At 67.7% G+C, this 20,237-nt stretch carries 15 protein-coding genes and 1 pseudogene; 6 read left to right on the forward strand and 10 right to left on the reverse strand.

The annotated features are described in order from the left end of the window. Nucleotides 1-67 precede the first annotated feature (67 nt). Nucleotides 68-727, forward strand: coding sequence for a TetR/AcrR family transcriptional regulator (locus J3P30_RS03715; RefSeq protein ID WP_210479584.1), 660 nt, complete (start codon nt 68-70; stop codon nt 725-727). 84 nt (nt 728-811) lie between these two features. On the opposite strand, the gene J3P30_RS03720 is transcribed toward J3P30_RS03715, so the two are convergent. The 3 genes from J3P30_RS03720 to J3P30_RS03730 form a co-directional block, all read right to left on the reverse strand. Then, a complete protein-coding gene (locus J3P30_RS03720) occupies nt 812-1,687 on the reverse strand; it encodes an SDR family oxidoreductase (RefSeq protein ID WP_210479585.1) in 876 nt (291 codons plus the stop codon). A gap of 159 nt (nt 1,688-1,846) precedes the next feature. Then, on the reverse strand, nt 1,847-2,296 hold the full coding sequence (locus J3P30_RS03725; RefSeq protein ID WP_210479586.1) for a hypothetical protein: 450 nt from the start codon (nt 2,294-2,296) through the stop codon (nt 1,847-1,849). Then, nucleotides 2,293-2,682 carry a hypothetical protein gene (locus J3P30_RS03730; protein ID WP_210479587.1) on the reverse strand — a complete coding sequence of 130 codons (390 nt, stop codon included), beginning with the start codon at nt 2,680-2,682 and terminating at the stop codon, nt 2,293-2,295. Before J3P30_RS03730 ends, J3P30_RS03725 begins: the two co-directional genes overlap by 4 nt. A gap of 423 nt (nt 2,683-3,105) precedes the next feature. On the opposite strand from J3P30_RS03730, the gene J3P30_RS03735 reads away from it, so the two are divergent. Further along, nucleotides 3,106-3,909: a substrate-binding domain-containing protein gene (locus J3P30_RS03735; protein WP_210479588.1), complete on the forward strand. Its 804-nt coding sequence runs from the start codon at nt 3,106-3,108 to the stop codon at nt 3,907-3,909. Nucleotides 3,910-4,286: 377 nt separating this feature from the next. Here the strand turns inward: J3P30_RS03735 and J3P30_RS03740 are convergent, their stop codons facing one another. The 4 genes from J3P30_RS03740 to J3P30_RS03755 all read right to left on the reverse strand — a co-directional run bounded on the left by J3P30_RS03740 (nt 4,287) and on the right by J3P30_RS03755 (nt 11,938). Continuing rightward, nucleotides 4,287-5,729, reverse strand: coding sequence for an NAD(P)-dependent oxidoreductase (locus J3P30_RS03740; protein ID WP_210479589.1), 1,443 nt, complete (start codon nt 5,727-5,729; stop codon nt 4,287-4,289). Between the two features lie 18 nt (nt 5,730-5,747). Next, nucleotides 5,748-7,991, reverse strand: coding sequence for a glycoside hydrolase family 3 C-terminal domain-containing protein (locus J3P30_RS03745; RefSeq protein WP_210479590.1), 2,244 nt, complete (start codon nt 7,989-7,991; stop codon nt 5,748-5,750). Then, nucleotides 7,991-10,471 carry a glycoside hydrolase family 78 protein gene (locus J3P30_RS03750; RefSeq protein WP_210479591.1) on the reverse strand — a complete coding sequence of 827 codons (2,481 nt, stop codon included), beginning with the start codon at nt 10,469-10,471 and terminating at the stop codon, nt 7,991-7,993. The genes J3P30_RS03745 and J3P30_RS03750 overlap by 1 nt, the downstream gene beginning before the upstream one ends. 111 nt (nt 10,472-10,582) lie before the next feature. Next, nucleotides 10,583-11,938, reverse strand: coding sequence for an MFS transporter (locus J3P30_RS03755; RefSeq protein ID WP_210479592.1), 1,356 nt, complete (start codon nt 11,936-11,938; stop codon nt 10,583-10,585). 97 nt (nt 11,939-12,035) lie between these two features. On the opposite strand from J3P30_RS03755, the gene J3P30_RS15510 reads away from it, so the two are divergent. Continuing rightward, nucleotides 12,036-13,034 carry a LacI family DNA-binding transcriptional regulator gene (locus J3P30_RS15510; protein WP_210479593.1) on the forward strand — a complete coding sequence of 333 codons (999 nt, stop codon included), beginning with the start codon at nt 12,036-12,038 and terminating at the stop codon, nt 13,032-13,034. Between the two features lie 377 nt (nt 13,035-13,411). Here J3P30_RS15510 and J3P30_RS15685 read toward each other — a convergent pair. Further along, nucleotides 13,412-14,019 (reverse strand): annotated as a pseudogene (locus tag J3P30_RS15685) (recombinase family protein). 88 nt (nt 14,020-14,107) lie between these two features. Between J3P30_RS15685 and J3P30_RS03770 the strand changes: the two are divergent. Beyond that, entirely contained in the window at nt 14,108-14,683 is a 576-nt protein-coding gene (locus tag J3P30_RS03770; protein WP_210479595.1) for a hypothetical protein, read from the forward strand. Between the two features lie 674 nt (nt 14,684-15,357). Further along, nucleotides 15,358-15,828 carry a hypothetical protein gene (locus J3P30_RS03775; protein WP_210479596.1) on the forward strand — a complete coding sequence of 157 codons (471 nt, stop codon included), beginning with the start codon at nt 15,358-15,360 and terminating at the stop codon, nt 15,826-15,828. 174 nt (nt 15,829-16,002) lie between these two features. On the opposite strand, the gene J3P30_RS03780 is transcribed toward J3P30_RS03775, so the two are convergent. Continuing rightward, the gene (locus J3P30_RS03780) at nt 16,003-16,305 is read right to left on the reverse strand and encodes a hypothetical protein (RefSeq protein WP_210479597.1); all 303 of its coding nucleotides are present in this window, start codon (nt 16,303-16,305) and stop codon (nt 16,003-16,005) included. A 102-nt stretch (nt 16,306-16,407) separates the two neighbouring features. Then, nucleotides 16,408-17,256, reverse strand: coding sequence for a hypothetical protein (locus J3P30_RS03785; RefSeq protein WP_210479598.1), 849 nt, complete (start codon nt 17,254-17,256; stop codon nt 16,408-16,410). A gap of 2,318 nt (nt 17,257-19,574) precedes the next feature. On the opposite strand from J3P30_RS03785, the gene J3P30_RS03790 reads away from it, so the two are divergent. Beyond that, nucleotides 19,575-20,018: a GIY-YIG nuclease family protein gene (locus J3P30_RS03790; RefSeq protein WP_210479599.1), complete on the forward strand. Its 444-nt coding sequence runs from the start codon at nt 19,575-19,577 to the stop codon at nt 20,016-20,018. The last annotated feature ends 219 nt before the right edge of the window (nt 20,019-20,237 follow it).

A 20,237-nucleotide genomic window follows, 5' to 3' on the forward strand; every position in this document is an offset into this window, starting at 1 on the left:
AGCGCCGTAGCTTTCCACCGTAAAGGGCCGGATGTACACTGTACGGGCATCGGCGCGAGGAGGCACTATGCCCGAGCGGGAGAAGCTCACGGAACGACGGATCGCCGAGGAAGCGCTGGGCCTCATCGACGAAGACGGCATCGACGGACTGAGCATGCGCAAGCTCGGCCAGCGCCTCGGCACGACCAGCATGTCCATCTACACCTACTTCACGGACAAGGAAGCGGTGCTCGCCGGGGTCGCCCAGCTCATCCTGTCCGAGGTCGATGCCCCCAGCGACGAAGGTCTGGACTGGCGAGAGGTGGTCCGCAGGATCATGTGGTCCTACCGCGAGGTCTGCCATCGGCACATCAACGCCGCCCCGCTCGCGATCAAGTATCCGCCCACCACGCCGGACGCTCTCGCCTTCGTCGAGGCCGGCTTCCGAGCGCTGCGTCGCGCCGGCTTCGACGACCAGAGCATCGCCCGCTCCTATCGAGCACTCGCCGCCTACTCGTTCGGCACCCTGGCGATCGAGATGAACGGCTACTACGCGACCGCCTCGGCTGCTGCCGCCCCGGGAGCTCGGCGGGAGACCCTCCATGCCGCGACGCTCGACAAGCACCTGCCGACCGTCGCGGAGATCAGACCCAGCCTCGCCGAGCAGCACGACGCCGAGGAGTTCGAGTACGGCCTCGAACTGATCCTGACCGGCTTCGCCGACATCACAGCCGCAGGCGGCAGCTGAACGCCTCGGCGCCTTGCCGGCGGCGTGTTCGCGCGGACCGGGACGCCGAAAGGATTGGTGACTGCTCGAGCATGGCGGTCGCGGCTACTGCTTCTCCGTGGGTGCAGGCGTCAGCATCGCCCGAAGGAAGTCCCGCAGGTGCGTGCGCTCGACGCCGAACTCGCGCGCCACCTCGCTGGTGTCGAGCACCGTCTCGTAGGTCTCCAGCGCGGCGGCCAGAGCAGTCACTACGGGGGGCAGTCCCGGCAGAGGCGTCCCTGGCGCGACGTACTCGACCTCGATCGTCGTCCCGAGGATCCGGCTCGCCTCCGCGACAACCTCCGTCCAGGTCAGTGCCTCCGGCCCGCACAGCGCGAGGGTGCGTCCGGACGCGGCCGCCTCGCCGACGCAGGCGATCGCGAGCGACGCCACATCGGCCGACGCGACGAAGCTGTGCCGGTGATCGCCGCGACCGACCAGCAGGACCGGGCGGCCCTGCTGCAGCGGCAGCCCGACGAGCATCGGCACCCATACGTCCATGAAGAAGTTCGGCTGGATGATCGTGTACGCCATTCCGCTCTCGCGGATCCGACGCTCCGTGAGCGCTTTGGCTCGGACGAACTCCGCCGGGCTGTCCTCGGTTGCGCCGAGCACGGACACGAACACGAAGTGTGCGACACCGGCAGTGCGTGCGGCATCGACCAGCGCGGCGTTGCCGCGGAGGTCAACCGTCTCGGTCGTGTCCTCGCCCCCGCGACCGGCCGAGTTCGCGGTCGTCACGACCGTTCGTGCGTCGTCGCACGCTCGCCGCAACGACGCCGGGTCCTTGAGATCCCCGACGATCGGGCGGGCACCGGCGTCCACCAGCGCGCCGTAGTCGCTGCCCTCGCGCACCAGAATGCCCACCTCTTCGCCGCGCTCCAGCAGGCCGCGGCAGACCCGCCCGCCCAAGGACCCCGTCGCTCCGACTACGAGAATCATCGGTCCCTCCGCTGCTCCCCGCCGCCTTCGCGGCTCCCGTCGATCCCGTCACGGTAGGGCGACGCCGCGCGAGGTCAGGAGAGCAGAAGGTCCCGGCGCAGACCCCCTGCACGACGTCGGCCGTCGCACGACGCAGCAGTCATCGCGTGCGGGGGCGAATCAGGAGCGCGGCCCGTCGGAACCCCGAACCAGGCCGTCGCCGCAGCGCAGGGTGCGGGTGGAGAGCGCCGTGACGACGGCGTCGGCGGAGGCCCAATACCGCGCGTAGTGATCCTCGTCGGAGTTGCGCTGGACACGATGAGCCGCCACGGTCGGCTCGAGGGACTGCCAGTCCGGCAGCCTGAGGAGGGCCCGGTAGAAGTTCTCGGCGCTCGTCGTGGGATCCATCCGATCCTCGAGCGTGCCCCATGCGCCGTTGTCGCGCTGCTGGAAGAGGCCCCGGCTGTCCGGGCCGGCAGCGTCACCGTGGTCGAGCACCCGGAGCCCGGACTCTCCCATGGCCGTCATCACGGCGATGACCCGCGCCTCGCGCGGCGCCCCGAGCGCGATGCCGGCATCGATGATCGCATCGGCATTGTCGAGCTGCTCGCCCGAGTATCCGCCGATCACCGCTCCAGGGTCGACCGGGCGTCCCGCTTCATCCACGCACAGGAGTCCGCCGGACGCCTGCCCCGTGCCGATGCCGACGAGGATCGCCACGAGGACGGCGATACCGGCGGCGAGCGGCGCCCATCGGGGTGGCCGGATGACACCGCTGCGACGGCGACGCGTCCGGCGTGGTCGCCTTCGGGGCGAGCGTCCCGCCCCTCGTGGGCGACCCCGGGTGCCAGGACGCCGGGCGGGAGAGCGAGCGGGCATCGGCGGTCGACGTCCTCCTGCAGTCCTCCGGCGAGGACGCTGCCGCTCGCCCAGTTCATGATCCTTGGCCGGTTCACGAGGAGCTGCACGACGGCATCCGCCGCCCACCTGATGGCGATGGCGTCGCTGCTGCTCATCTACCTCGTCGCCCGGCGCTGGGTCATCTCCGGCCCGATGCGACCACGCGGTGAACACCGACGAGGCCGCGGCAGCCGCGATCGAGGAGGAGCGGCACGATCGGTGTCGCTCCTGCTCGATCCTACGGCGGCGTCATGCGCTCGACCTGCGCCGCCGGCCTCGCCGGCGCGGCAACACCTGAACGGTCAGGCCCAGCGGGCATTGGACTTCCTTTCGAGGGGCGGTTCAGCCCTTGACTGCGCCGGCGGTGAGACCGGACACGATGTGGCGCTGGAGCAGTGCGTACGCGTCAGGATCGGAAGGATCCCGATGAGGATCGCCGCCGCCAGACCGTTGTAGTTGGTCGTGAATCGGCCGGAGAAGTTCAGGATGCCCAGCGGGAGGGTAAGTCCAACCGGGCCGATTCCATCGAAATCATCGCGATGGGTCACCCGAACTTCGGAGTCTGGTCGATCCTCGAGGGGATGACGGCGGCCGTGCGCCGGGCCGGGTTCACGCTGGTGATCGGTCAGCTCGACATCCTCGTGAACGACCCCGATTTCCCGTCGGAGGTCGAGGCCGCCGTCGACCACCTGCTCCGCGCAGGTGTGGACGGCCTGGTCGTGGGAACGCCCTATGCCGGCGGGGAGAAGCTGCTCAGCGACCTCGTCACCGAGGTTCCGGTCGTCGTCATCTCCGAGCATCCCGACACGACCGACAGCTCCGTCCGCGGGAACTCGTACGGCGCCGGCACGCTGGCCATGGAGCATCTCATCGGCCTCGGTCATCGACGGATCCTGCACGTCTCCGGCGACCCGACAACCATCGAACCGGCGCAGCGCGAGGCGAGCTACCGCGACTCGCTGGCCCGGCACGGTCTCTCTCCTCTGCCCGTGAGCGGTCGCGATTGGACCGCGGACGCCGGATTCGAGATCGGCACCTCCGCGGACCCGCGGGACTTCACGGCGGTCTTCGCGGCGAACGATGCGATCGCATCCGGGTTCATGAGTGCGATGCGCGCCCGTGGCCTCGAAGCTCCCCGCAACTACTCCATCGTTGGCATCGACAACATGCCGGAGACCCGTTTCTACGCCCCTCCGCTCACGACCGTCACGTTGGATTTCGTGCAGCTCGGCGAGGTGGCCGTCGACATGGTGCTGCAGCGGATCCGAGAAGGCGGTTCCGTCCCGCAGCGCACCATCACTCCTCACCTCGAGGTGCGAGAGTCGACCGCCCCCGCCGTCTGACGCCCGCCGGGCCTGCGCGCGGGTCTCCGCCGCACGATCGGATGGCAGAACGGCATCCCTGGGGTTCCTGAGCCGACTACGGGACTTGAACCCGTAACCGCCCGGAGGGGATTTGGGCTTTTTGCGGACTAATCCGCGGGCGCTTACGTTTGGGAAAGACCAGGCTGACCTGGTGTTCTCCAGAACCGGTTCCTGCTTGATGTTCGCCAAGCCTAGTCCGCTTCGGGGCACTCTTGGCAGGTCTCGGCCGAGTAAATGGCCAATGAATGGCCATCAAGGAGTCGCGCCTTCCCATTTCTGAGGATGCCTCTCGAGGCGATGGAGCGCCGTCAGCCGACGGCGGTCGATGGGCGACCGCTCGGACCCCGTTGGCCGCCTCAGGCCGGCTCCACCACCTCCAACAGCTCCAGTTGAGCGAGGAAGGGATTGCGCCGGGCCTGCTCGCCGTAGTGCTCGGTGTCCCACACACATGTAGGGCACCAGTGTCCCGCGGTGAGGACGAGTCGCGGGCTGCCGGCGAAGGCGTGGCCAAACACGCACTCCCACTGAAGGGGTGTCGCGACGTCGCCGGGCGTCATGGCGTCCGAGAGGAGCCGTCCCCCACGGAAGGTCGCGGCCTCGATCATGTCGAGCACCGTCCACTCGGACGGGTCCTTGTCCTCGTCGTAGCCGTGGTCGAGGTAGGACGGAGTCCTGTCAGGTCGGGGCGGCCAGAAGGTGGACCAGTCGCCGATCGCTTCCCATTCGGCGCGGGAGCCGAAGTACGCCGCGATCTTCTCCTCGTTCCCGTCCCGGATGAAGCTCATGGTCCCGCGGGGCTTAAGGGTGAGCGGCTTTAGCACCAGGTTCTTGACGACCCAGGCAGGGACCTTGCCGGCGATCTTCAGCCTCGGATTCGCGTCGACCGCGCGCTGCAGCGCCCCCTCGAAGGTGTCCTTTCGGAAGGGAACGAGCTGCTGGAGCCGGTCCGAGTCGGTGTACCACTGGCCGTGGAAGTTGCGGGTCGCGAACCAGTTGCGGTCGTACCACTTCTTCACGTCACGAACGCCGAGCGCGGCGGTCATCCGGGTCTGCAGCTCCCAGTTCGTGAGCCGCCAGTCCTCGCCGCCGCCGATGTTGTAGATCCCGCCCCAGAACTCGGCGGGAACCTCGTCCTCGCACGCGTTCACCAACAGCCGGGCGGCATCCTCGACGGAGACCCATTCCATGACTCCGCCGAACGGCGAGTGCGTCATGATCGGGTCGCGGATTTCAAGGACGCCAGGGTGGAAGATGCCGGTCTGACGGAGCCAGGCCCATCTGGGGAGGCCGGAGTCGACGAGCTCCTTCTCGGCCACAATCTTGCTCTGCCCGTACTCGTCGTATCGGGCGACGCGGAGCGGGTCGCCGACCCGGCCCCAGTGGTGCGGCGGGTTGCGGTCGCCGGTCTCGGCGATCGTGCCGATGCCGATCACCCCGACCGCGGACGGGTCGGGCTGCGACCGTACGGCTCGGATGATGTTCCGCACGCTTCCGACATTCACCCGGTGAGCGAGCTCGGGGTGATCGTCGGCAAAGGGCGACACGACGGCGCCGACATGCAGCACGTAGTCGGCGTCGCGGACGCAGGCCTCGACCGCCGCGTAGTCGGTGAGGTCGCCGAAGCGCACGTCGAGGGTCTCCATCTCCTCGAACTCGCGGATGGCCGCGGTGTCCTTCTTCGAGGGCAGGACGAGGGCGACGACATCGAATCGTTCGGACCGCTCAGCGAGCTCGCGGAGGATGTAGCGGCCCCAGTTGCCCGCGGCCCCGGTGAGGAAGATCTTCTTCTTGCGCCGCATGCTCGCTGTTCCCGTCCGTCAGGCCGTCTGCGCGGCCTTGCTCGCCTCGATGAGCTGCTCGAGCGCCTCGACCGGGATCGCCCCGCCGAGGAAGCCCATGAACTGCTTCATCGGCATGGACTCGACCATGCGCAGCTGTTCCTGCTGCTCCGCGGCCTGCTCCTTCTGCTCCTCCGTCATCGCGGCGGTCATGCCCTGCATGAGGGCGGGACCGGCGATCGGGTGAGCGAACCACTCGCCCACCGTGGAGGCGAAGGAGAGCACGGGCACGATCACGTCGCCGGTCAGGGTCACGGACTGCTCGGCGAGGACGGTTGCGGCGTCCTTCGCGACCTGGATGCGGTACTCGCCGGGTGCGACGATCCAGCCGCCGAGCTCGACGTCCCAGTACGCGAAGCCGCGACGATCCAGCTGGAGAGTCGCCGTGCAGCTCTCGCCCGGCTCGAGCTCGAGCTTGCGGAAGGCGCGGAGCTCCCGTGCGGGTCGCCGCACCGGTCCCGCCTGGGAGGCCACGTAGACCTGGATGACGTGCTTGCCGGCCCGCGTCCCGGTGTTCGTCACGGTCACGGTCACTGTCGCGGTGTCGTCTCCGGTCACCTCGACGGAAAGGTCGCTCGTGACGAACGACGTGTAGCTGAGGCCGTGCCCGAATGGGTAGCGCACCCGGGCATCGACGGTCTCGTAGTGCCGGTAGCCGACCATGACACCCTCGCCGTACCGGACGTGCCCCTGCTCGCCCGGGAAGTTGAGGTAGCTCGGGGTGTCCTGCAGACGCAGCGGGATCGTCTCGGCGAGGTGTCCGGACGGGTTCGCAACGCCGAAGAGGAGGTCGGCGATCGCGCTGCCTCCCGCCTGGCCGAGGAGGAAGCCCTCGAGGATCGCGTCGACCTCGTCGTGCCAGCCCTCGAGCGAGACGACGCCGCCGTTGCTGAGCACGACGACGGTCTTCGGTGCGACCGCCGCGACCGCGCGGATGAGCTCGACCTGCGCGGCCGGGAGATCGAGGGTCACTCGGTCGAAGCCCTCCGACTCCTCCTTCTCCCCCAGCCCCGCGAAGATGACCGTCACATCGGCCGAGCCGGCCACCTGCACCCCGGCGGCGCGCAGCTGGTCGGCGTCGCCGGATCCGTCGATGGCGAAGCCGGGCGCGTACTCGATGCGTTGTCCCCGCTCCTCGGCGAGGGCGCGCATCGCGTCGAGAGCGGCGTCGGTGCGGGTGGCGTTGATGTGCGAGCTTCCGCCGCCCTGGATGCGCGGATTCTCCGCGAACTCGCCGATCACGGCGATGGTCTGCACGCCGTCGAGCGGGAGTACGGCACCGTCGTTCTTCAGCAGCACGGCGCTCTCGGTCGCCAGCGTGCGGGCGAGCTCGTGATGCGCATCGACGTCGGAGGCACCGGCTTCCGCCGGCACGTGGTCGGCGAGCGCGACGACGCGACGGACGGCGTCGTCGACCACGGACTCGGGGAGCTGCCCGGATCGGACGGCCTCGACGATCTCCTGGTCGGTGCGGCCGCCGGTGCCCGGCATCTCGAGGTCGAGACCGGCGGCGAGCGCGGCGACCCGGTCGCTCACGGCTCCCCAGTCGGAGACGACGGCCCCCTCGAACCCCCACTCGCCGCGCAGCAGGTCGGTGAGCAGCCACCGGTTCTCCGACGAGTAGACGTCGTTGATCTTGTTGTAGGAGCACATCACCGTGGCGGGCCGAGCCTCGGTGACCACGCGCTCGAAGGCCGGGAGGTAGATCTCACGCAGCGTCCGCTCGTCGACGTCCGCGCTGACGCGCATCCGATCGCTCTCCTGGTTGTTCGCCGCGAAGTGCTTCACCGACGCGCCGACGCCAGCGCCCTGCTGGCCGCGCACGTGGGCGGCGCCCAGCACGCCGGAGAGCAGCGGGTCCTCCGAGTAGTACTCGAAGTTGCGGCCGCACAGCGGCGAGCGCTTGATGTTGATGCCGGGGCCGAGGAGCACCGTCACGCCGAGGGCGCGGGCCTCGGCGCCCACCGCGGCGCCGACCTTCTCCGCCACCTCGGGGTCCCAGGAGGAGCCGACGGCCACCGCCGGTGGGAAGCAGGTGGCCGGGACACTCGCGTGGATGCCGAGGTGGTCGGCGTCTCCGCTCTGGAGGCGCACGCCATGCGGTCCGTCGGTGAGGGTCATCGCGGGGATGCCGGCCTCGTCGATCGGCTTGGTGACCCAGAAGCTGGCTCCCGACAGGAGCGAGGCCTTCTCCTCGAGGGTGAGCGCGGTCAGGTCGGGCATCAGCGGGCTCCTTCGAGGGCGAGGCGGAACTCGTCCGCGAGGGTCGGGGGCGCCCCCGGGATGTACTGGAGCACGACATTGAGGGACATCGCGGCCGCCTCGGGCGCCTTGCCGTCGAGCGGGATGCCCGGGAAGTGGGACTGGAACACATCGGTGATGGCTCGCCAGACCTGCGGGTCGTCGGCCAGCGTCTTCAACGGGGTGTCCATCGAGTACTCGGGCCGGTCGGGCACCTCGGGCAGCGCGTATCGCCAGGAGTGCGAGCCCGGCGTGGCCTCCTCCACCGCGGCGTCCGGGTGCAGCGGGAGCACGACCTCCGCGGAGGCGCCCTCGGGGATCATGACGTCGAGGAGCATCTCGCCGTCCTCGATCCGCCAGCTGACCTCTGCCCGGCCGTGCACCGTGTCGTGGGCGACGTGCGCGGAGGTGAGGCCGCCGCCGGGCTGCGGTGCGATCCGGATCCGCCGGTAGCCGGGCTCGATCCGCTGCAGTCCACCCACCACGCGGTGCAGCCAGTCGGCGACAGCTCCGAGCGCGTAGTGGTTGAGGGAGGTCATGCCCGTGACGTTGAGGGTGCCGTCGGGCAGGACGGAGTCCCAGCGCTCCCAGATCGTCGTCGCGCCCATGGTCACCGGGTAGAGGAAGGAGGGGCACTCCTTCTCCATCAGCAGCAGGTAGGCCTCGTCGAGGTGTCCCGTGCTGCTGAGCGCGTCGGTCACGAGCGGCGTGCCCGCGAACCCGGTCGAGATCTTGTAGCCCGCCTTGGCGACGAGCTCGGCGAGACGGTCGCCGGCCTTCCTCTTCTGGTCCTCGTCGAGGATGCCGAAGGCGATCGCGAGGGCGTAGGCGGTCGCCGACTCGTTCACGACGCGGCCGGACTCGGTGATGTACTCGCGGCGGAAGGCGCGGCGGACGCGGTCGGCGAGCGCAGCGAAGTGCGCGGCGTCCTCGGTCTTGCCGAGCAGGGCGGCGGTCTCCGCCATCTCCCGCGTCGTCTTGCAGAGGTAGGCAGAGGCGACGAGGTGCCGGTCGGTCTTGCCGCCCGCCGGGTTGTCCGCCGGCGCATCCGGGTCGAGCCAGTCGCCGTACTGGAAGCCGCTGCTCCACAGACCCGTCTCGTCGAGAAGGCCCTCGACCTGGCGGATGAACGCCGCCATCGAGTCGTAGCTGCGGCGGAGGATGTCCAGGTCGCCGTACTCCTGGTACATCACCCAGGGCAGGCTGACGGCCACGTCGCTCCACAGTGCGGTGGGCGAGGACGGCGTCGACAGGATGTCGGGGACCACCCAGGGCACGTATCCCTTCTCCGTCTGCTCGACCGCCAGGTCCTCGAGCCACGAGCCGAGGACGCCGCGGACGTCGTAGAGGAAGGTCGCCGTGGGCGCGAAGGCGTTGATGTCGCCGGTCCAGCCCATGCGCTCGTCGCGCTGCGGGCAGTCGGTCGGGACGCCGACGAAGTTGTCCCGCATCGACCAGACAGCATTCGAGTGCAGCTTCGTGACGAGCGGGTCCGAAGTCTCGAACCAGCCCGTGCGGGTCATCTCGCTGTGCACGACGACCGCGCGGATGCCGTCCGCTGTGAGCTCGCCCGGCCACCCGTCGACCTCGACGTAGCGGAATCCGTGGAAGGTGAAGCGCGGCTCCCAGGTCTCCTCTCCCCCGCCCCGCAGCGTGTACCGGTCCGTCGCCTCGGCCCGCCGGTTGCTCTCGGGCTCGAGCTCTCCCTCGGGAGTGAGTGCCTCCGCGTGCCGGAGGGTGATCGTCTGTCCTGCCTCGCCCGACACCGTGATCCGGAGCCAGCCCGAGATGTTCTGGCCGATGTCGACGATCGTCTTCCCGCTCGGGCTGCTCAGGATCGCGACGGGGGCGAGCTCCTCGATGCGCCGGATCGGCGGAGTGATCCCGACCTGCAGGGCGTCGAGGTTCCACGCGAAGGGCTGGGCGGGCGCCCAGTCGCTGTCGTCGAAGCCGGCGCTGCTCCAGCCCTCGGGCTCGAGGGGCGCGTCGTAGGTCTCGCCGTCGTAGATCCCGTTCGCCTGCACCGCCCCGGTCCTGACCCGGAACTGCGGGTCGGTGCCGATCACCTCGGTCCGGTCGCCGTAGTCGAGCTCGAGCTGGACGAACAGCGCCGGCCGGTCGGTGTAGTGGTTCCGCCGGTCCTCCCAGCTCAGCCGCCCGACGGCCCAGCCCTCGCCGACGATCGCGCCGACCGCGTTCTCGCCGGTGGTGAGCAGGTCGGTCACGTCGTAGGTGCTGACGTTGAGGCGGTGCCGGTAGGAGGTCCAGCCCGGAGCGAGCACCTCGTCGCCGACGCGGACGCCATTGAGGTAGGGCTCGACGATGCCGAGCGCGGTGACGAGGAGGGTCGCACGTCGAAGCCCGTCGGCGACTGCGAAGTCGCGCCGGAAGTACGAGGCAGGGTCACCGGGACCGGCGGGAGAGCCGGCGCTGACGAATGAGGCGTGCCAGGAGGAGGCCATGGCGCAGGTTCCTTTCGTGACGAGCGAGCAGGAATTGGCGGGACGCGCGACTGCTCGCGCCGGGGAGGGGAGGCGGGATCCGGGGGCGCCGGCGAGCGGCGCCCCCAGAGGTCACCGCACCGACTTGATGCGCAGGACGACCAGTCCACCGAGGACGGTGCACCCCGCGGCGACGACGTAGAGCAGGGTGTAGTTCTTCTCCGCGCCCGAGGCGCCGATCGCGAGGAACAGCGGGGCGATGAACGGCCCGAACGCCTGAGGAATGGAGGTGGCGAATCCGGTGATCCCCATGAAGCGTCCTGCGTCGGTGGTCCGCTCCGGAAGCACATCGAGGAGGAGCGCCTGGTCGACCGCCGCAAAGGCGCCGATGCCGACCGAGCAGATCAGGGAGCCGGCGAACAGCAGCGGCACGTCCGGCGCGAGTGCCATCAGCACCGCTCCAGCGCCGAAGATGATGCCGGAGGCGAGGACGAAGGAGCGACGGCGGCGCAGCTTGTCGGAGAGGAATCCGCCTCCGATAGCGCCCGCCGTGGTGGCGAGCACGCCCATGCCGCCGAGGATCGCGATGAGGCCCGCGACCTCCTCGACCTTGATGCCCAGGCGCTGGGCGAAGAAGAACGCGGTGAAGGTCGTGTTCAGGGTGAGGCCGAAGTAGAAGAGGAATCGGCCGAGCCAGTTCCAGGAGAAGTCCGGGTAGCGACGCGGGTTGTAGAGGTACTTCGTCACCAGGGCCTTCGCGGTGAGGGCCTGGTCGAACACGCGGCTGCGGCTGTCGTCCTCGTGCACGAGCAGCACGAACAGGGCGACGAGGATGACGCCGACGACACCCGGCACGAGGAACAGCAGAAGGTTCGACGACGTGAACGAGCCGGCGATGATCACGCCGAACACTGGCGCGATCTGGGTGGCGAAGCCGGTGAGGCCGGCGACCTTGCCGCGCTGCGACTCGGGCAGCCGGTCAGCTGTCGAGATCTGCAGGTTGCTGAGGACCTGGCCCCAGCCGAGCTGAGCCAGGATCCAGCCGAGTCCGACGAGGGCGATGTTCGGGGCGAGGGCCATCACGAACAGCGAGATCACGCCGAGGACCGTGCCGCCGATCATCCACGGGCGGCGACGCCCCAGGCGGGTCCGCGTGCGGTCGCTGAGAGTGCCGAGGAACGGGGACGTCAGCATCACCACGAGCGCCCCGGCGCCGGTGATGTAGCCGAGGTACTCATCGTGCCCGGGCTCGAGCTGCCGGACCCGGATGGCCAGCGAGATCGCGAGCGGCGTGATGAAGGCGACGAACACGCCGAACTGGGCGAGCACCATCAGCCAGATGTAGCGAGCACCCACCTTGGGCAGGTCCGCGCCGCCGAGATGCGCGGCGGCCTCCAGCTCTTCCTCCTGCACCTCCGTCGACGAGCTCGCGATGGGGAAGGCAGTGGGAGGTGGCGTGATCTCGTGGCGCTCGTTGCGCGAACTCATCGGGACTCCGTTGTCGGGGGAATGGACTAGCGCGTGCTAGCAATGTCGGCGATGCTAGCGTGAGGAACTAGCACGCGCAAGCAAGAGGGGGTGCGGAGTGGCGAGCGGCACCTTTTCGCGTCGCGTCACCGCGGCGGACATCGCCAAGTCGCTCGGCGTCTCGCGCGCGACCGTGGGCTTCGTCCTCAACAACACCCCGGGCCAGACGATCTCGGAGGGCACCCGGTCCCGAGTCCTCGCTGAGGCGGAGCGTCTGGGGTACCGGCCTCATACCGCGGCGCAGGCGCTCGCTCGCGGACGCAGCCGGGTCGTCCTCCTCGTTCTGCCGGACTGGCCGATCGAGTACAGCATGGGCCGCAACATCGAGGAGGCGTCCCTCGCCCTCGAGGAAGCCGGCTATTCGCTCGTCACGTACACGCGTCACGACTCCTCTCGGACCCGCCCGCTGTGGGAGACGCTCAACCCCGACGTCGTGATGGGGATGCTTCCCTTCGCCGCGGCGGACGTCGAATCCATGCGCGCGAGCGGTGTGCCCCACATCCTGCCGTCCCCAGACGTGCCGCCCAGCTGGGAGCAAGGCGCGAGCGTCACCGTCGGCCCGTCGCTCCAGGTGCAGCATCTGGTCGAGCTGGGGCACCGCAGGCTGGGCTTCGCGGCGTCTTCTGACCCGCGCCTCTCCAAGCTCGTCGAGGCCCGATCGGCCGCCGTCCGGGCGGAGGCGGCACGAAAGGGGCTTCCCGAGGTCGCCGAATTGGCGGTCGGTATCGGAGATACGTCCGCCGCCGCAGGGGCAGTGGCGACGTGGCGTGCGGACGAGGTCACCGCCGTCGTCGCCTACAACGACGACGTCGCCGCCATGGTCGCCGGCGCCGCCATCCGTTCAGGAGTGTCCGTGCCGTCGGAGCTGGCGATCATCGGCCACGACGACAGCCCGCTCGCAGGCATGTTCGTCCCGAGCCTCACGAGCGTGCACCTCGACGACGCCGGTTTCGGGCGTCAGCTCGCCGCCATCGCGCTGCACGCCGCCGAAGGCCTCCCCCTTCCGGACGCGGATCCGGCTTTCGCCGCACGGGTCGTGCGGCGGGAGAGCACCTGACCGAACGAGACCACAGCGCCTTCGTTTTTCGCCGGCCGGGAGTTTCTGAGCGACTACAGGACTTGAACCCGTAACCGCCCGGACGGGATTTGGCCGATTGGCGGACATATCCACGACCGGTTTGCGTCTCGGAAAGCCTCGCCTGACCCGGTCTTCTTCGGAACCGGTTCCTGTTTCGTGCTCGCCAAGCCTAGCCGGATGTGGGGCCATTTCGGCCCGTCGCGGTCGAATAAATGACCAATAAATGGCCACCGCCGACGTGAGCTGACTGCACTCCACCTGACACACCCGAGCCTGCGAGCACTCGTCCCCTGCACGAGCAGGAACGACTCGCGCCGGCGTAGCTTCGCGCCGATAACGATCGATGTATGGCCCGCTTACGTCTCGCCCGCGCCACCGGCGGCGACGGGTGGTCGATCCGGTGGACCGTCGACACGGATCAGCCGAGGAGACTCGCTATGTCCTGCGGGGACTGTCCCGCTGATCGCAGCGCTTGAGCCTGCTTCGAGCGCTTGGTATCGAGCACCCTCGGGCCCCCGCCCACTCGCCCTTGCGTCTTCGCGGCCGCGAGGCGAGGCGCTTGTCCGCTCGCGGATGAAGCTACGTTCCAGCTCCGCGACAACGGACAGCAGCTTCATCATGATCTGCCCTTGGGTCGTCGAGGAGGCGAGGCCGCCTCGGATCCTGACGACGTTGGTCGAGCGCTCGCCGAGCTGCTCAAGGAGCGTCAACACATTTGCGGCGTTGCGGCCGAGGGCGTACGTCAACACGGTGTCGCCTTCACGGCATCGGCGAGGAGAGCATCGAGCCCGGGCCGTGTGGTCTTTGCTCCGCTCACCCCATGGTCGATGTACCTGTTGCGCTTGAGCACTCCTGCTGCATCGAGGGCGTCGTGTTGCAGTTGCAGGTCCTGGGCTCCGGCGCTCACCCGCAGGTATCCGAATTTGGCCAAAGGAGGGTGGCGATGAAGCAAACCGGCACGCAAGTCACCTTTGGAGGACTGGGGGCGCTCGCCCTACGCAGTCGCCGTCTTGTTCCCCCTAACGCGCACGTTGGCCGCGATGATCTAGAGCATGGCGGACACCAAGATGACGAAGACCGTCGGAGAGCACTGGGTCGCGGCCCAACTCGCTCGGCTCGGTTGGGCGCCTGCCCTGACCCGGGACGGCTTGGAAAGAACGGACATTCTCGCCGTCAACACAATGCTCGATCGGAAGCAGATCGAGGTGCAGGTGAAGACGGTTAACGGGACTGGACCCCGCACATCGTGGCCGCTCGGCGAGAAAGCGCAACAAGTCGAGCTACACGACCGCGAGTGGTTTGTTCTCGTCGCCGTCCCTCACGAGGTCACCGAACCGCCGCGATCGTTCGTGATTCCACGTAACCACGTGGCCGCGGCGGCGTGGATCGCTCACATGCACTGGCTGACAGAGCCCGGGGTACCCGCCGGTCGGCGCAACGCCGGGGTCGGACGTGCCCGCGTGTTCATCGAGGCGTTCCTTCGCTATGAAAACCGCTGGGATCTGCTGCACGAGCCCACCACGGCCGTTCCCGTGCTATTGCCTCCGCGAATGCGGAAGCAAGCTTCTCGCCCGGAAGTTGGCCTCCCCCTTGGGCATCCCTGGACCGGCTCCCTACCTGAGTGGTGATGCCGCCTGGGGTAGACGGGCGGACCCGGACCATTCGGGCGCCATGGCATGCTTCATGGCAATGCGCGCGGTGCAACCGATCGTGAGCCACCCCGTCGCAGGTTCGCAGTAACGATGGTGGCCGTGACGCGCTGGGGCGCGTCATCGTTGTGCGCTTGAGCCCTCGTCTCCGGTCTGTCGCGAACCCCCCACGCCTGTGCCCGTTTCGAACTGGAGCGCAGTCTGCTGGATCACCGCAGGGTGCGGCGGGTCAGGCGCTCGTTCAGCGCCTGAGCGGTCGCCGAGTGCAGCTGATGGCGCACGTCGTGAACTGTGACCACAAAGCACTCGGCCTGGTCGTCACCCGCGAGATCTACTCGAACGTGACCGTCTGGCCAGTTCCGCGGGTGTTGCGGTTCATGCGTCACAGACGCATCAGTAGCTCGCTCACGCCTGATTCGGCTCGCTTTCCCCATGTGGTCAGCCTCAGGGGCGAGACTCCGGATATCAACTACCGTCGTCTTACAGTTGTCCTCACTGCCCGCAGGAGGCACGAGAAGCCGAGACACTCGGCGGGGCACAGGGACGACAACGCGACGAGCGTTAGCGTTCGATGCAACGTCTCGCTGTGGCCGGCACGCGTCAGAGCTAACCAGGGGCGAACGCGATCCCGGCAAGTTGGAGCGGCCCCTTACATGGATTTCTCGACAGCATTCGTGGTCGAGTGGTTGCCCAATCTCGCGAACGCGGCGACCGCGCTGGGCGGCGCGGCAATCGTGCTGGCGCTCGTTCCCTTCATGCAGGCGCGTAAGCAACGGCTACGTGACGCGGAGCAGTGGTACGTCGACCGCTACTGGGCAATACAGGACCGGATCGAGGTTGGCGTCGTCGACGGACGCCTGAGGAAGATGCCCACCGCGAAGGACATGTACGACGAGTTGCGTTTGTGCGAGGACGAACTCGACCAGCGCAAGAGCGGCTTCATCACTGACACAACCTGGGACTTGTGGAGCCCATCAATCGCCGCGGTTGCCGAGGACCCGGACAAGATGGAGTTGCTGCGTCGGGCGGACGAGCTGAGCCTCCTGCGGGCGTATCTGGAGACCGAAGGCAAGGACCCCATCGAGATCGGATGGGTTAGGGCGCAGCTTCGGGGCCTGCACTGATTGCCCAGGCCCCGTGCATCCGGTGCGCGTTGCCGGCCGATCGATAATCGGGGTGCGGACACTTACAAACGATGGGCAGGACGGTGACGTCTCGAAGGGTTCGCGTGTCAAGAACCGCCCTTGCCGGAGCGATGACGATGACCGTAGTCGTTGACTCGATCCCGCGGGTTGACGCTACTGGATCTCCTCGCCCGGCGGGCCGATTTCGATCGCCTGGTCGAGGTCGACCGACATGACGCCGGGCACCGCATTCAGCGCGCCGACCTCCTGCGCCGACCCGGTCACTATGCCCACGCTTCTCAGCACCCGGTCGACACGCATGCCGCGTTCGCGCAGGCGCTCAACGACCTCGTCGATCGCGACTATTTGCTCGTCGAGCCAGACGCTCACCCGGGTCCACGCCATGGCCGTATCCAACTCGCGCTCATCTCGGATGCCCTCCTCAAGACCCTCGAACCGGTGCGGGCCTTCGCGCATAGGATCAGGTCGTTCGCCGATCCTGCCGACACCTGCCCTCTGACCTCGGGACAGCAGGAAATGGGGGCCGGATGAACACACGAAGTCCGGGCGAGGGCTGCGTCAGTACGTTGTCATGCCGGGATGCCCATAGATAGTACGGGTGTCGAATCTCCGCGCATCGATGAGTCGTTGGGAATTACTCACCATCTGGTGAATAGCAGAGTCGGCGAATGTTGAACTGGAGGACGCCTGAGTGCGGTCTATTTCGCGCTCCTCCCGCCGCTCTCTAATGGCGCGAAAGCCCGGGACGACCCGCTCAGCTATTGCCAGCCCCGGTGGAAAATGCCAGAAGACCCTCATGTAATCTTCCCACCAGGACTGTGATCTGTCATAGAGCGCGTTGTCCCAAATGGGTGACGCAGTCACATACTCTTGCTCGCGTAGCTCACTCCATAATTCAGTCAGGACGCCTATGGCGGCGTCCAGGTCCTTGCGCGTGGGCAGGTGCTCCCACGCCGACCACCGATTGTTGCCACGCGTAAGCTCCCGCGCCACTTGGATCGTACGAGCGCAGAAGGTTGCAGCGGCATAGGTCGTCAACGCCAAGTCACCTTTAGCGAGTACCTCCTGACAGTCCTCTATGAACGCCGCGGCGAAGATGTCCGTTTGATGGCGCACAGGATTCTCGAGCATTGCCCGTACCCGTAGCCGCGCCAAGGTCGGATCAGCTCCTGCCCGCCCGGCGGCGATCACATCGTTGCTTGCCTCATACCACTCCCAAAACCGACGACGTTCCTCCTTCTGCGACCACGCGGCGATCACCCGCTGGTGGAAACCCGCGGCACTCGGCCAGGCAAGACCATCGGCCCCGGCGAGGAAGCGCTGCAGGTCCGCCACCTGCGCGAGCTGGCCTCCCGTTAATGGCTGGCCATCAAGGTTGTGGTAGACCTTGTCGACGTACCAAAACATCAGCTCGCCTCCTAACCGAACCCCCGAACCGTTGCGTCAGCACCCACGGCCTTTCCCGCCACTAGATGTAGTCGAAGCACTGCAACATCACCTCTAAGCAGGGAGTCTTCGACTCGTCACGTCCTTCCCCTAGGACCCGTGAAAGGAGAAGCGCTGCTCCTTCTGCGAAAAGCATGACGGACCTGGTAGTAGGCAGATGGGTCTTCCGTCCTACGAAGTGACGAGTTCGACGTCCTTCGATGTCCGCCAGGTCATGACCGGCCGCAGTTGCCGGGGTACGGTGTTCGTCGTCAGCGAGGTGCCCGAGCGGCTGCAGACCAGCAGGGCGGCGTGCGTTGCTCCCAGAGTCGAACCACTCGGCACCGCACCGCCTCGGACGTGAACGACGGCATCGCCACCGTCCTACTTCGCGGTCTTCGGGAGGCGAGGACACGATGCGGAAGGGATCGCGGAGGTGAGACCGACGCGAGCGGCGCTAAAGGCCTCCACGGCCTTCTCGCCAATCGACGTCCAACGTCCCCCTGGCGCGCGTGGCGCTCGGAGCGCACCACGAACGCAAAACGATGCCCAAACGAGCGAACGCAGCTGTACTTGGGCTGAGGTCAGTCGGGTTCGGGCGCCCGATATTGAAGGCGCGCTCGCGCTCGGCTGCCCGCCCCTTCCGGTAGGCGGTGCGGTACCCCTGCATGCACTGGTCGTGTGCGGACTGCGAGTCTCGGAGACGCGAGTGTTCTCGTTCAGTCGGCCGCGGGCCAGCCACTCGGGACGATCTGTCGAATGAAGGGGTCAGTCTGTCCCTGACCGCCGACATGCTCACTCCGGACTCGCTGCGCCAGCGATCAACTCTTCGTGCCTGTTGAGCAGCGTGACGGCTTCGTCTCCCTGGGCCAAAACCACGGCCGCGCTCTCCGCCAGCAGCCGAGCGGACTTCGCCGGAGCGAGAGCGGCTCCCCGTCTAGCAGCACCTCGGTAGCTATGGAGAACGTGATCTCGCCGCCGCCACTGAGGTGCTCCAAAGCGTCCTGTGCATGCGCCGCGCGGTGCGGGCCGGCCTAGGGCCATCTGCGCTCGCCTGTCGGTACTGCCGAGCTCGGGCCGCGAGGTCCTTGGATTCGCCGATGTAGCGCAGCCAGCGCCCCTCCTGGTCCAGACCGAAGTCATACAAGTACAGGCCCGGGTCCCTCGGGAGCGCCGGAAATTTCGGTACGCCCCTGAAGTCAAGCTCAACCTGACCGATGTGTCGCCATCGGAAGCCCACTGAAACCTGCACCGACGGCGTGTGGGACGAGCCGAGCATGCCTTGGGTCCCCCCTCGCCTGCTATGACGGCGCTGACGTGTCGGTGTCCATGTCGCGAGGCTAGAGGCACCAGGGATCTGCGGCGCGCGTCTTCTCTACCGGCGCCCGGACGGGGGCGTCCCAGGGGCCGGCTTGCTCAGGAGCCACCAGAAACGATGGATAGACGCGATTCCAGTGTGGTTCGTCCGGAGCCCGTTAGTGCATCCCTTCATTGGGTAGCAGGATCAGGACGTCCCGGCCAAAGTCACGACGAAGGCCTAGGAAGGCAGCGCTCCATCTGCCCTGTACCGCCCTGTCAGGTTGAGCCAGTCGTCGAACGAGGGCAGGCTCACGCGAGAAGCCAACTGAGGAGAGGCGTCCCGCCATTGGCGAAGCCGGTTGATGACGACGTCGAGGTACTCCCATGCGTATCGATTCCAGCGCTCATCCCGTGTCTCCACGGGCCACTCGCGCAGTTCCGGCTCGCTCTGAAGCATCGCGATGCCTCCGAGCGCCTCCCCTAGGGCCGAGCGAACCTCTCGACTCGAACGACGGAGACCAGGAGGCATCACATACAGCGAGTCATCCAGAGTTTCGTACACGTTGCGATCGAGGTTGCCCACCGTGACTGCGACACCTCATCAGCTGACCCGCGAAGCAGGTCGCGGAGCTGAAGCAATGGCTCGAGGCAGTTGTCGGCGCATTCTCGCCGCCTCGCGGCTGTCTCCGTTCGATCGCGCACCTTCTGCCCCCACCGTCCGCTCACATAGGAGCCGATAGCCGCCGCAGCGACTGTCGAGATGGAAGCGATCCAGTCGAAAGGTCCGAGGGCCACGCCACCATTCTTCCCGCCCGGGTGCTGCCCCACGAACTCTGGCGCTCCTAATGCTGCCGTACTGTGAGGCACTGCCCGGAAGCGCTTCCCTCAGTACAGATCGACTCGATCCCCGTGGTCCAGCGGCTTCCGGTCGAGATGGCTCAAACGCTTGGGATCAAATCCATTCAACCGCGCCGTCCTGCCCTCGACCTAGGCTCGAAGTTGTGCACGCGAACGCCGCAGACCTACTGAACGACGTCTCGTTCCGTCCCGCCGCCGCCATCGACGCCGACGTGCCCCCGTCCCCTGGTGTCTACGCGATCCGGCTTGGGCTCCAATCGAGGTTGCCAGAGCCGTTCCAGTCGCTTCGCGACGGGCGCCACTCGCGCCTCCTCTACATCGGAAAGGCCACATCGCTCGCGAGTCGGATGCTCCGAAATGAGCTCCGCGGCCGCGGCCACGGCACCTTCTTCCGAAGCATCGGGGCTGTGTTGGGCTTCCGGCCACTAGCCGGATCACTGGCGAGCAAGGCGAATAAGTACAACTACAGCTTCGAGAGGAGCGACCGCGACGCCATCGTCGAGTGGATCAACTCGAACCTGGAGGTGAGCTGGAGGACGCTGCCACTTGGTGACGCTCCGGCCCACCGAGACGAAGCTGATTCTTGAGCACGCGCCCCTGCTCAATATCGAGGGCAACCCCTCGGTGCTGCGGAGGCTCGACGAGCTCCACGTTGTGCGCCGCGCAATCGCAGTTGGACAAGCCGGCCCGCTGTAGAGCGCCCAAACCGGACCAGGCCGGCCGTCCCCCCAGGAATGAACGCTGCGACAAAACCATCAGAGAGCGCCGCCTCGGCACGATCGCGACGAGGCAGCGGCCGCGGTGAC

It is taken from the genome of Naasia sp. SYSU D00948, from assembly GCF_017916515.1.
Lineage (GTDB): Bacteria > Actinomycetota > Actinomycetes > Actinomycetales > Microbacteriaceae > Naasia.